Below are 12,168 nucleotides of genomic sequence, written 5' to 3'. Positions count from 1 at the left end.
CCGCTGACACCGGGCCAACGAAGAACTTTGAACCATGGCCACTATCCACGTAGACGGCAAAGAGCTCGAAGTCGATGGGGCAGACAACCTGTTACAGGCGTGTCTGTCGCTAGGCCTCGACATTCCATATTTCTGCTGGCACCCCGCCCTTGGCAGCGTTGGCGCTTGCCGCCAGTGCGCGGTCAAGCAGTACACCGACGAGAACGACACCCGTGGTCGTATCGTCATGTCCTGCATGACGCCCGCCACCGACGGCAGCTGGATCTCCATCGAAGACGAAGAAGCGAAAGTGTTTCGCGCCAGCGTCGTCGAATGGCTGATGACCAACCACCCGCACGACTGCCCTGTGTGTGAGGAAGGCGGTCACTGCCACCTGCAAGACATGACCGTGATGACCGGCCACAACGAGCGCCGGTATCGCTTCACCAAGCGTACCCACCAGAACCAGCAACTGGGCCCGTTCATTTCCCACGAGATGAACCGCTGCATCGCCTGCTACCGCTGCGTGCGCTTCTATAAGGACTACGCCGGCGGCACCGACCTCGGTGTGTTCGGCGCCCACGACAACGTGTACTTCGGTCGCGTTGAAGATGGCACCCTCGAAAGCGAATTCTCCGGCAACCTCACCGAGGTCTGCCCGACCGGTGTGTTCACCGACAAGACTCACTCCGAGCGCTACAACCGCAAGTGGGACATGCAGTTCTCGCCGAGCATCTGCCATGGCTGCTCCAGCGGTTGCAACATCTCGCCGGGCGAGCGTTACGGCGAACTGCGTCGGATCGAAAACCGCTTCAACGGTTCGGTCAACCAGTACTTCCTGTGCGACCGTGGCCGTTTCGGCTACGGCTACGTCAACCGCGAAGACCGCCCGCGTCAGCCATTGCTGGCCGACGGCGCCAAGCTGAGCCTGGACGAAGCGCTGGATAAAGCCGCCGACCTGCTGCGCGGTCGCAACATCGTCGGTATCGGTTCGCCCCGCGCCAGCCTCGAAAGCAACTACGCGTTGCGCGAGCTGGTGGGTGCCGAGCACTTCTACTCGGGTATCGAAGCCGGTGAACTGGAGCGTATCCGCCTGGTACTGCAAGTTCTGAACGACAGCCCGCTGCCGGTTCCGAACATGCGCGACATCGAAGACCACGACGCGATCTTCGTCCTCGGTGAAGACCTGACCCAGACCGCCGCCCGTGTCGCCCTGTCCCTGCGCCAGTCGGTGAAAGGCAAGGCCGAAGACATGGCCGACGCCATGCGCGTCCAGCCCTGGCTCGACGCTGCGGTGAAAAACATCGGCCAGCACGCGCTGAACCCGCTGTTCATCGCATCGCTGGCTGAAACCAAGCTCGACGACATCGCTGAAGAATGCGTGCACGCAGCACCGGACGACCTGGCCCGCATCGGTTTCGCCGTGGCCCACGCCCTCGACGCCAGCGCACCTGCCGTTGAAGGCCTGGACGCTGAAGCCGTTGAGCTGGCCAAGCGCATCGCCGACGCACTGCTGGCCGCCAAGCGTCCATTGATCATTGCCGGTACCTCGCTGGGTTCCAAGGCACTGATCGAAGCCGCCGCCAACATCGCCAAAGCCTTGAAGCTGCGCGAGAAGAACGGCTCCATCAGCCTGATCGTGCCGGAAGCCAACAGCCTCGGCCTGGCCATGCTCGGTGGCGAGTCCCTGGACGCGGCCCTGCAGGCCGTGACCGACGGTAGCGCCGATGCGATCGTGGTGCTGGAAAACGACCTGTACACCCGCACGGATTCGGCCAAGGTCGACGCAGCGCTGAACGCGGCCAAAGTGGTGATCGTTGCCGACCACCAGAAAACCGCCACCAGCGACCGCGCCCACCTGGTACTGCCCGCCGCCACCTTTGCTGAAGGCGACGGCACCCTGGTCAGCCAGGAAGGCCGCGCCCAGCGTTTCTTCCAGGTGTTCGATCCGAAGTACATGGACGCCAGCATCCTGGTTCACGAAGGCTGGCGCTGGCTGCATGCCCTGCGCGCCACCCTGCTGAACCAGCCGATCGACTGGACCCAGCTCGACCACGTGACAGCCGCCGCAGCCGCAGCCGCACCGCAACTGGCCCGTATCGTCGACGCCGCGCCGTCCGCCGCGTTCCGCATCAAGGGCATGAAACTCGCCCGCGAACCGCTGCGCTACTCCGGCCGTACCGCCATGCGTGCGGACATCAGCGTGCACGAGCCACGTACGCCGCAAGACAACGACACCGCGTTCGCCTTCTCCATGGAAGGTTACTCGGGTTCGGCCGAGCCACGTCAGCAGGTGCCTTTCGCCTGGTCGCCGGGCTGGAACTCGCCACAGGCCTGGAACAAGTTCCAGGACGAAGTCGGTGGTCACATCCGCGCTGGCGACCCGGGCACCCGCCTGATCGAAAGCACCGGTGACTCGCTGAACTGGTTCGCCAGCGTGCCGCGTCCGTTCAACCCGGCCCAGGGTACCTGGCAGGTTGTGCCGTTCTTCCACCTGTTCGGCAGCGAAGAGACCTCTTCCAAAGCCGCGCCGGTACAAGAGCGCATTCCGGCCGCCTACGTGTCCGTAGCCAAGTCCGAAGCCGACCGCCTGGGCGTCAACGACGGTGCCCTGCTCAGCTTGAACGTTGCCGGCAAGACCCTGCGTCTGCCGCTGCGCATCAACGAAGAGTTGGGTGCTGGCCTGGTTGCATTGCCAAAAGGCCTCGCGGGGATTCCTCCAGCGATCTTCGGCCTTACCGTTGACGGTCTGCAGGAGGCAGCTCAATGACCTGGTTCACCCCTGAAGTGATCGACGTGATCATCGCGGTGGTCAAGGCCATCGTGATCCTGTTGGCCGTGGTCGTGGCGGGCGCCTTGCTCAGCTTCGTCGAACGTCGCCTGCTGGGCTGGTGGCAGGACCGTTATGGTCCGAACCGCGTTGGCCCGTTTGGTATGTTCCAGATCGCCGCCGACATGCTGAAAATGTTCTTCAAGGAAGACTGGACCCCGCCGTTTGCCGACAAGGTGATCTTCACCCTGGCACCGGTCGTGGCCATGAGCGCCTTGCTGATTGCCTTCGCAATCATCCCGATCACCCCGACCTGGGGCGTGGCGGACCTGAACATCGGCTTGCTGTTCTTCTTCGCCATGGCCGGTTTGTCGGTCTACGCGGTGCTGTTCGCCGGTTGGTCGAGCAACAACAAGTTCGCCCTGCTGGGCAGCTTGCGGGCTTCGGCCCAGACCGTCTCCTACGAAGTGTTCATGGGCCTCGCGCTGATGGGCATCGTGGTGCAGGTGGGCTCGTTCAACATGCGCGACATCGTCGAGTACCAGGCGCAGAACCTGTGGTTCATCATTCCGCAGTTCTTCGGCTTCTGTACCTTCTTCATCGCTGGCGTCGCCGTGACTCACCGTCACCCGTTCGACCAGCCGGAAGCGGAACAGGAACTGGCCGACGGTTACCACATTGAATACGCCGGCATGAAGTGGGGCATGTTCTTCGTAGGTGAGTACATCGGCATCATCTTGATCTCGGCCCTGCTGGTCACGCTGTTCTTCGGCGGCTGGCACGGTCCATTCGGCATCCTGCCGCAGCTGGCGTTCTTCTGGTTCTTCCTGAAGACCGCGTTCTTCATCATGCTGTTCATCCTGCTGCGCGCTTCCATCCCGCGTCCACGGTATGACCAGGTGATGGATTTCAGCTGGCGATTCTGCCTGCCGCTGACCCTGATCAATTTGCTGGTGACTGCTGCCGTTGTGTTGTTGAACACGCCAGCGGGCGCGGTTCAGTGAGGATTTGACCCATGTTCAAATATATTGGCGACATCGTTAAGGGTACCGGTACCCAGTTGCGAAGCCTGGTGATGGTGTTCGGTCACGGCTTTCGCAAACGCGACACCCTGCAATACCCGGAAGAAGCGGTGTACCTGCCGCCGCGTTATCGCGGCCGCATTGTCCTGACCCGCGACCCCGACGGCGAAGAGCGCTGCGTGGCCTGTAACCTGTGCGCCGTGGCGTGCCCGGTGGGTTGCATCTCGCTGCAGAAAGCTGAAACCGAAGACGGTCGCTGGTACCCGGACTTCTTCCGCATCAACTTCTCGCGCTGCATTTTCTGCGGCCTCTGCGAGGAAGCTTGCCCGACCACCGCGATCCAGCTGACACCGGATTTCGAAATGGCCGAGTTCAAACGTCAGGACCTGGTGTACGAGAAAGAAGATCTGCTGATCTCTGGTCCCGGTAAAAACCCTGATTACAACTTCTATCGTGTTGCAGGTATGGCCGTTGCCGGTAAGCCGAAAGGCGCCGCACAAAACGAAGCCGAGCCGATCAACGTGAAGAGCTTGCTGCCTTAAGGAAGAAAGATGGAATTCGCTTTCTATTTCGCATCGGGTATTGCAGTGGTGTCCACGCTTCGCGTGATCACCAACACTAACCCCGTGCACGCCCTGCTCTACCTGATCATTTCGCTGATCGCCGTGGCCATGACCTTCTTCAGCCTCGGCGCACCGTTCGCCGGTGTGCTGGAAGTGATCGCCTACGCCGGCGCCATCATGGTGCTGTTCGTGTTTGTGGTGATGATGCTCAACCTGGGACCGGCTTCGGTCGCCCAGGAACGCGTCTGGCTCAAGCCCGGCATCTGGCTCGGCCCGGTGATCCTCGCAGCCCTGCTGCTGGGTGAGCTGCTGTATGTGCTGTTCGCTCACCAGAGCGGCCAGGCCATCGGCCACACCACCGTAGACGCGAAAGCCGTGGGCATCAGCCTGTTCGGCCCGTACCTGCTGGTGGTCGAACTGGCTTCGATGCTGCTGCTCGCTGCAGCCATCACCGCCTTCCACTTGGGCCGCAACGAAGCCAAGGAGCAATGACGATGCCTGCTATCCCTTTGGAGCATGGTCTGGCGGTTGCCGGCATCCTGTTCTGCCTAGGCCTGGTCGGCCTGATGGTTCGCCGCAACATTCTGTTCGTGTTGATGAGCCTGGAAATCATGATGAACGCCGCGGCACTCGCGTTCATCGTGGCCGGTAGCCGTTGGGGCCAGCCGGATGGACAAGTGATGTTCATCCTGGTGATCAGCCTGGCAGCCGCCGAGGCCAGTATTGGCCTGGCGATCCTGCTGCAACTGTATCGTCGCTTCCACACGCTTGATATCGACGCTGCCAGTGAGATGCGCGGATGAACATGATCTTTCTGACTTTCGTATTTCCCCTGATCGGTTTCCTGCTGCTGTCGTTCTCCCGTGGACGCTGGTCGGAAAACCTCTCGGCCCTGGTCGGTGTGGGGTCCATTGGCCTGTCGGCGATTGTCGCCGCCTACGTCATCTGGCAATTCAACGTCGCGCCGCCGGAAGGCGGCCACTACACCCTGGTGTTGTGGCAGTGGATGTCGGTGGAGGGCTTCAAGCCCAACTTCGCCCTCTACGTCGACGGCCTGTCGATCACCATGCTTGGCGTGGTCGTCGGTGTAGGCTTCCTGATCCACCTGTTCGCGTCCTGGTACATGCGCGGTGAAGCGGGTTACTCGCGCTTCTTCGCCTACACCAACCTGTTTATCGCCAGCATGCTGTTCCTGGTGCTGGGCGATAACCTGTTGTTCCTGTACTTCGGCTGGGAAGGCGTGGGCCTGTGCTCGTACCTGTTGATCGGTTTCTACTACAGCAACCGCAACAACGGTAACGCCGCACTCAAGGCCTTTATCGTGACCCGGATCGGCGACGTGTTCATGGCCATCGGCCTGTTCATCCTGTTCCAGCAAGTGGGCACGCTGAACATCCAGGAACTGCTGGTGCTGGCACCGCAGAAATTCCAGGTCGGCGACTTCTGGATCACCCTGGCGACCCTGATGCTGCTGGGTGGTGCTGTGGGTAAATCCGCACAACTGCCGCTGCAAACCTGGCTGGCGGATGCGATGGCCGGCCCTACCCCGGTTTCGGCACTGATCCACGCCGCAACCATGGTGACCGCCGGTGTCTACCTGATTGCCCGTACCCACGGCCTGTTCACCCTGGCGCCAGAGATTCTGCATCTGGTGGGCCTGGTGGGTGGCGTGACCCTGGTACTGGCCGGTTTTGCTGCACTGGTTCAGACCGACATCAAGCGTATCCTCGCCTACTCGACCATGAGCCAGATCGGCTACATGTTCCTGGCCCTGGGCGTGGGTGCCTGGGACGGCGCGATCTTCCACCTGATGACCCACGCCTTCTTCAAGGCCCTGCTGTTCCTTGCTTCCGGTGCGGTGATCGTTGCCTGCCACCACGAGCAGAACATCTTCAAGATGGGCGGCCTGTGGAAGAAACTGCCGTTGGCCTACGCCAGCTTCATCGTCGGCGGCGCGGCCTTGTCGGCCTTGCCACTGGTGACCGCAGGTTTCTACTCGAAAGACGAAATCCTCTGGGAAGCCTTTGCCAGCGGTAACCACGGCCTGCTGTACGCCGGCCTGGTGGGTGCGTTCATGACCTCGCTGTACACCTTCCGCCTGATCTTCATCACGTTCCACGGTGAAGCCAAGACTGAAGCCCACGCAGGCCACGGCATTTCCCACTGGCTGCCACTGTCGGTGCTGATCATCCTGTCGACCTTCGTCGGCGCCATGATCACCCCGCCTCTGGCCGGTGTACTGCCGGAGAGCGCTGGCCATGCCGGCGGCGCCGCCAAGCACAGCCTGGAAATCGCCTCGGGTGCCATCGCCATCGCCGGTATCCTGCTGGCGGCCCTGCTGTTCCTCGGCAAGCGCCGCTTCGTCACCGCCATCGCCAACAGTGGCATTGGCCGCTTCCTTTCGGCCTGGTGGTTCGCTGCCTGGGGCTTCGACTGGATCTACGACAAACTGTTCGTCAAGCCTTACCTTGCGATCAGCCACGTACTGCGCAAAGACCCGCTCGACCAGACCATCGGTTTGATCCCGCGTGCCGCCAAGGCCGGTCACACCGCCCTGAGCCGCAGCGAGACCGGCCAATTGCGTTGGTATGCAGCTTCCATGGCGGCCGGTGCCGTCCTGGTAATCGGCGCCATCATCGTGGTCGCGGTCTGACTATGCACATTGCGAACTTTGCGAACTTGCGAAAGGAAACGAGCCCGTCATGATTCTGCCCTGGCTAATCCTGATCCCCTTTATCGGCGGCCTGCTCTGCTGGATGGGTGAACGCTTCGGCGCCACCCTCCCCCGCTGGATTGCGTTGCTGACCATGTCCCTGGAACTCGCGCTCGGCCTCTGGCTGTGGGCCCATGGCGACTATTCATTTGCTCCGGCACCGGGTGTCGATCCCACCTTCGCGCTTGAATTCAAGCACGTGTGGATCCAGCGCTTCGGCATCAACGTGCACCTGGCCCTCGACGGCCTGTCGCTGTTGATGATCCTGCTGACCGGCCTGCTGGGTATCCTCTCGGTACTCTGCTCCTGGAAAGAAATTCAGCGTCACGTGGGCTTCTTCCACCTGAACCTGATGTGGATCCTGGGCGGCGTTGTCGGCGTGTTCCTCGCCCTCGACCTGTTCATGTTCTTCTTCTTCTGGGAAATGATGCTGGTGCCGATGTACTTCCTCATCGCGCTCTGGGGTCACAGTTCTTCGGACGGCAAGAAAACCCGGATCTACGCCGCGACCAAGTTCTTCATCTTCACCCAGGCTTCCGGCCTGATCATGTTGGTGGCGATCCTGGGCCTGGTACTGGTCAACTTCAACAGCACGGGCGTGATCACGTTCAACTACGCCGACCTGTTGAAAACCAAGATGTCCCTGACCACCGAGTACATCCTGATGCTGGGCTTCTTCATCGCGTTCGCGGTGAAGCTGCCGGTGGTGCCGTTCCACTCCTGGTTGCCTGACGCTCACGCCCAGGCGCCGACCGCAGGTTCCGTAGACCTCGCCGGCATCCTGTTGAAGACGGCGGCCTACGGCCTGCTGCGTTTCGCCCTGCCGCTGTTCCCGAATGCCTCGGCCGAGTTTGCGCCGATCGCCATGACCCTCGGTCTGATCGGGATCTTCTACGGTGCATTCCTGGCCTTCGCCCAAACCGACATCAAGCGTCTGATTGCCTTCTCGTCCGTTTCCCACATGGGTTTCGTACTGATCGGCATCTACTCCGGCAGCCAACTGGCGCTGCAAGGCGCCGTGATCCAGATGCTGGCTCACGGTGTGTCGGCCGCGGCACTGTTTATCCTCAGTGGCCAACTGTACGAGCGCCTGCACACCCGTGACATGCGCGAGATGGGTGGCGTGTGGTCGCGTATCGCCTACCTGCCGGCCATCAGCCTGTTCTTCGCCGCTGCCTCCCTGGGCTTGCCGGGTACCGGTAACTTCATCGGTGAGTTCCTGATCCTGATGGGTGCCTTCGTGCAAACCCCGTGGATCAGTGCAATCGCTACCTCCGGCCTGGTGTTCGGTTCGGTCTACTCGCTGATCATGATCCACCGCGCCTACTTCGGCCCGGCCAAGTCCGACACCGTCCTGCAAGGGATGGATGCTCGCGAACTGATCATGGTGCTCGGCCTTGCGGTACTGCTGGTGTTCATCGGCGTGTACCCGCAACCGTTCCTGGATACTTCTGCCGCAACGATGCATGGCGTGCAGCAGTGGTTCGGCACCGCCTTCTCTCAACTCGCTTCGGCCCGGTAAGAGCGCTATGGAATTCACGATCCAACACTTTATCGCGCTTGCGCCGCTGCTGATCACCAGCCTCACCATCGTGGTGGTGATGCTGGCGATCGCCTGGCGCCGCAATCACTCACAAACGTTCCTGCTGTCCTGTGCTGGTTTGAACCTGGCCCTGCTGTCGATTATCCCGGCACTCAAGGTCGCGCCACTGGCCGTGACCCCGCTGATGATGGTCGATGACTTCGCGCTGCTGTATATCGCGTTGATCCTGGTTGCCACCCTGGCCTGCGTCACCCTCGCCCACGCCTACCTCGGCGAAGGCGGCACCGGCTACCCGGGCAACCGCGAAGAGCTGTACCTGCTGATCCTGCTGGCTGCGGCCGGCGGTATCGTGCTGGTCAGCGCACAGCACCTGGCCGGCTTGTTCATCGGCCTGGAACTGCTGTCGATCCCGGTCTACGGCCTGGTGGCGTATGCCTTCTTCAACAAGCGCTCCCTGGAAGCCGGCATCAAGTACATGGTGCTGTCGGCCGCCGGTTCCGCGTTCCTGTTGTTCGGTATGGCCCTGCTCTACGCAGAAGCCGGCAGCCTGAGCTTCAGCGGTATCGGTCACGCCCTGGCGACCTCCGGCAGCCCTGCGCCCATCGCCCAGCTGGGCCTGGCCATGATGCTGATCGGCCTGGCGTTCAAGCTGTCGCTGGTGCCGTTCCACCTGTGGACCCCGGACGTGTACGAAGGCGCCCCGGCGCCGGTGGCTGCGTTCCTGGCTACCGCGTCGAAAGTCGCCGTGTTTGCGGTGATGGTGCGTCTGTTCCAGATCTCCCCTGCGGCCAACACCGGTGTACTCAGCAACGTGCTGACCATCATCGCGATCGCGTCGATCCTGTTCGGTAACCTGCTGGCGCTGACTCAGAACAACCTCAAGCGTCTGCTGGGTTATTCGTCCATCGCGCACTTCGGTTACCTGCTGATCGCCCTGGTGGCAAGCAAGGGCCTGGCGATGGAAGCCATCGGCGTGTACCTGGTCACCTACGTGATCACCAGCCTCGGTGCATTCGGTGTGATCACCCTGATGTCCTCGCCTTACAAAGGCCGTGACGCGGACGCTCTGTACGAGTATCGCGGCCTGTTCTGGCGCCGTCCGTACCTGACTGCCGTACTGACCGTGATGATGTTGTCCCTGGCCGGCATCCCGCTGACCGCCGGCTTCATCGGCAAGTTCTACATCGTGGCGACGGGTGTTGAAGCCCACGAATGGTGGTTGGTGGCCTCGCTGGTACTGGGCAGCGCCATCGGCGTGTTCTACTACCTGCGCGTGATGGTGACCCTGTATCTGATCGAGCCAAACCTGCGCCGTGTGGACGCCGAGTTGCACTGGGAACAGAAAGCGGGCGGCGTGATGCTGCTGGCAATCGCCCTGCTGGCGTTCTTCCTGGGTGTGTACCCACAACCGTTGCTCACCCTGGTGCAGCATGCGGTGATGGCGGGTTGATCACTTAGTTAAACGCAGCAAGCAAAACGGCGCCTTAGGGCGCCGTTTTGCTTTCCGCTTTAGGAGCAAGCTTGCTCGCGATGAAGGCTTCGACGCGCTGGCAGATGAACGACAAGGCCAGGTAACGCTGCGCAGCCACAAGGTGCAGTTGAGCAAGCTGGCACCGCTCACTGCCGACGAAGTAGTCGCTGTGCGTCAACAACTCAATCTGTCGCGCTCGGTATTTGCGATGTACCTGCGCACCAACACCCGGACCCTGGAAAATTGGGAGCAAGGCCGGGCCACACCCAATGCTCAGGCGGCAACCTTGATTCGGCTGGTGGCGCAGTTTCCGGAGACGGTAGAACGTTTGGCGCTGTTGACCTGATCGATCAATCCAGCCAAGCCCGTCGGCGACAGGACGTTGCCGACGGCTCAAGCCTGCAATCAAATCCTGAACTGCCCCACCAACTGCCCCAACCGCTGCCCCAGGTCCGCCAGGCTGCGGGAGGTCTGGGCGCCCTGTTGGGTTTCATCCGCCACGCTGTCCACCGCCACCGCAATCTGATGCACGCTGCGGTTGATCTCTTCGGCCACGGCGGTTTGTTCTTCGGCGGCGCTGGCGATCTGAGCGTTCATCGAGTTAATGGTGCCGATCAGTTGCGCCATGGTGTCCAGGGACGCACCCGCTTCGTTGGCCTGGGCCGAGGTGCCGTCTCCGGCGTCGCTGGAGCGGCGCATGGATTCCACGGCGGCTTCGGTGCCTTTTTGCAGGCGGTCGATCATGCCCTGGATTTCCTGGGTGCTTTGCTGGGTGCGGCTGGCCAGCGCCCGCACTTCGTCGGCGACCACGGCAAACCCACGACCGGCCTCCCCTGCCCGTGCGGCTTCAATGGCCGCGTTGAGGGCCAGCAAGTTGGTCTGCTCGGCAATCGAGCGGATCACCCCGAGCACGCTGACAATCGACGAAACGTCCTGCTGCAAGCTGTCCAGGGACACGCCGCTGCTGCGGATGTCGTTCACCAGCGCGTGAATCTGCGCGATGCTGCCGTCCACGACTTTTTTCGCAGCCTGGCCTTCGGCGTCGGTCTGTTGCGCCGCCACCGCCGCGCCTTGGGCACTGCGGGCCACTTCATGGGCGGCGGAGGACATTTCGTTGATGGCGGTGGCCACCTGGTCCGTCTCGTGACGCTGGCGCTCCATGGCTTTCTCCGAGCGGCTGGCTTGCTCGGCGACCTGGCTTACCAGGCCCGTAAGCTGGGAGGTCATCTCGGTGATCTGGCGCACCAGGCCGTGGATCTTGTCGACAAAGCGGTTGAACGAGCCGGCCAGTTCCCCCAGTTCGTCCTGACTGGTGATGGCCAGGCGGCGGGTCAGGTCGCCTTCACCGGCGGCGATGTCGTCGAGGTTGATCTTCATCAGGTGCAACGGCCGCAGGATGGTGTTGGCCACCAGCATGCCCACGGCGGCGATCACCAACAGCACTACCACGGCGATCCCGATGATGCTCAGCACCACGCCTTCCATGCGTTTCTCCACCTTGGCCTGAACCTCGGCGACCTGGGCGTCAATGCCGTCCAGGTTCACCGAGGTACCGATCACCATGTCCCACTTGGGCAGGTATTCGGTGTAGCCAAGCTTGGGCACCAACTCGGTCTGGCCAGGCTGCGTCGAGCTGTATTGCAGGTAGTGGGTGCCATCCTTGCCGACTTTCACCAGGTCGCGGTTGACGTAGACGCCATTCGGGTCGCGGTTGTCCTTGAAGCTTTTGCCGACGCCGTCGGGGCTGTTGCCCTTGAACAGGCGAATGGTCTCGGAGTCGTAGCCGAAGAAATAACCGTCCTTGCCATAGCTGGTGTTGGACAGCAGCTTGACCACCTGCGCCCGCGCCGTCGTATCGCCTTGGGCGGCCGCGTCATACAGTGGCTTGATGGTGGTCAGCGCCACCTCGACGTAGCCGCGCAAGGTGGTCTTGGCGTCGTTGAGCAGGTTCTGGCGGGTTTCTTCGACCTCCTTGCGGGCCTGCTCCTGAAGGATCCACACCGTGGTCAGGCTGATGATCACGGCAAACAACAACACGGGCAGGACAGCAAGGGACAGTACTTTGGCCTTTAGACTCAGACGCATGGCTCTTCTCTCTTAAGGGACA

At 61.9% G+C, this 12,168-nt stretch carries 10 protein-coding genes; 9 read left to right on the top strand and 1 reads right to left on the bottom strand.

Annotation, left to right across the window (positions count from 1 at the left end; all coding sequences use genetic code 11):
- The first annotated feature begins 34 nt into the window (after positions 1–34).
- From nuoG to P3C29_RS09690, 9 genes are all read left to right on the top strand, one after another.
- On the top strand, positions 35–2,749 hold the full coding sequence (gene nuoG, locus P3C29_RS09730; protein WP_275964412.1) for an NADH-quinone oxidoreductase subunit NuoG: 2,715 nt from the start codon (positions 35–37) through the stop codon (positions 2,747–2,749).
- The gene (gene nuoH, locus P3C29_RS09725; protein WP_003219563.1) at positions 2,746–3,753 is read left to right on the top strand and encodes an NADH-quinone oxidoreductase subunit NuoH; all 1,008 of its coding nucleotides are present in this window, start codon (positions 2,746–2,748) and stop codon (positions 3,751–3,753) included. Before nuoG ends, nuoH begins: the two co-directional genes overlap by 4 nt.
- Before the next feature lie 11 nt (positions 3,754–3,764).
- Entirely contained in the window at positions 3,765–4,313 is a 549-nt protein-coding gene (gene nuoI / locus P3C29_RS09720; RefSeq protein WP_003174725.1) for an NADH-quinone oxidoreductase subunit NuoI, read from the top strand.
- Positions 4,314–4,322: 9 nt separating this feature from the next.
- Entirely contained in the window at positions 4,323–4,826 is a 504-nt protein-coding gene (gene nuoJ / locus P3C29_RS09715) for an NADH-quinone oxidoreductase subunit J (RefSeq protein WP_003219561.1), read from the top strand.
- A 2-nt stretch (positions 4,827–4,828) separates the two neighbouring features.
- The gene (gene nuoK / locus P3C29_RS09710; protein ID WP_003219560.1) at positions 4,829–5,137 is read left to right on the top strand and encodes an NADH-quinone oxidoreductase subunit NuoK; all 309 of its coding nucleotides are present in this window, start codon (positions 4,829–4,831) and stop codon (positions 5,135–5,137) included.
- A complete protein-coding gene (nuoL, locus tag P3C29_RS09705; RefSeq protein ID WP_003219559.1) occupies positions 5,134–6,987 on the top strand; it encodes an NADH-quinone oxidoreductase subunit L in 1,854 nt (617 codons plus the stop codon). Before nuoK ends, nuoL begins: the two co-directional genes overlap by 4 nt.
- Positions 6,988–7,036: 49 nt before the next feature.
- Positions 7,037–8,569, top strand: coding sequence for an NADH-quinone oxidoreductase subunit M (nuoM, locus tag P3C29_RS09700; RefSeq protein WP_010172759.1), 1,533 nt, complete (start codon positions 7,037–7,039; stop codon positions 8,567–8,569).
- Positions 8,570–8,576: 7 nt separating this feature from the next.
- Positions 8,577–10,040 carry an NADH-quinone oxidoreductase subunit NuoN gene (gene nuoN, locus P3C29_RS09695; RefSeq protein ID WP_010172761.1) on the top strand — a complete coding sequence of 488 codons (1,464 nt, stop codon included), beginning with the start codon at positions 8,577–8,579 and terminating at the stop codon, positions 10,038–10,040.
- Between the two features lie 97 nt (positions 10,041–10,137).
- Complete coding sequence (locus P3C29_RS09690; RefSeq protein ID WP_201126213.1) at positions 10,138–10,407, top strand: transcriptional regulator; 270 nt, start codon at positions 10,138–10,140, stop codon at positions 10,405–10,407.
- 59 nt (positions 10,408–10,466) lie between these two features.
- Here the strand turns inward: P3C29_RS09690 and P3C29_RS09685 are convergent, their stop codons facing one another.
- A complete protein-coding gene (locus P3C29_RS09685) occupies positions 10,467–12,146 on the bottom strand; it encodes a methyl-accepting chemotaxis protein (protein WP_010172765.1) in 1,680 nt (559 codons plus the stop codon).
- Positions 12,147–12,168 lie beyond the last annotated feature (22 nt).

It is taken from the genome of Pseudomonas sp. 1912-s, from assembly GCF_029269205.1.
GTDB lineage: Bacteria > Pseudomonadota > Gammaproteobacteria > Pseudomonadales > Pseudomonadaceae > Aquipseudomonas.
The sequence above is the reverse complement of the archived record's forward strand: the minus strand, read 5'-3'. Positions and strand labels throughout refer to the sequence as shown.

Bases quoted from the DNA above. Each gene is read 5' to 3' on its own strand.
- nuoG (WP_275964412.1), top strand. From the start codon at position 35: ATGGCCACTATCCACGTAGACGGCAAAGAGCTCGAAGTCGATGGGGCA.
- nuoH (WP_003219563.1), top strand. From the start codon at position 2,746: ATGACCTGGTTCACCCCTGAAGTGATCGACGTGATCATCGCGGTGGTC.
- nuoI (WP_003174725.1), top strand. From the start codon at position 3,765: ATGTTCAAATATATTGGCGACATCGTTAAGGGTACCGGTACCCAGTTG.
- nuoJ (WP_003219561.1), top strand. From the start codon at position 4,323: ATGGAATTCGCTTTCTATTTCGCATCGGGTATTGCAGTGGTGTCCACG.
- nuoK (WP_003219560.1), top strand. From the start codon at position 4,829: ATGCCTGCTATCCCTTTGGAGCATGGTCTGGCGGTTGCCGGCATCCTG.
- nuoL (WP_003219559.1), top strand. From the start codon at position 5,134: ATGAACATGATCTTTCTGACTTTCGTATTTCCCCTGATCGGTTTCCTG.
- nuoM (WP_010172759.1), top strand. From the start codon at position 7,037: ATGATTCTGCCCTGGCTAATCCTGATCCCCTTTATCGGCGGCCTGCTC.
- nuoN (WP_010172761.1), top strand. From the start codon at position 8,577: ATGGAATTCACGATCCAACACTTTATCGCGCTTGCGCCGCTGCTGATC.
- P3C29_RS09685 (WP_010172765.1), bottom strand. From the start codon at position 12,146: ATGCGTCTGAGTCTAAAGGCCAAAGTACTGTCCCTTGCTGTCCTGCCC.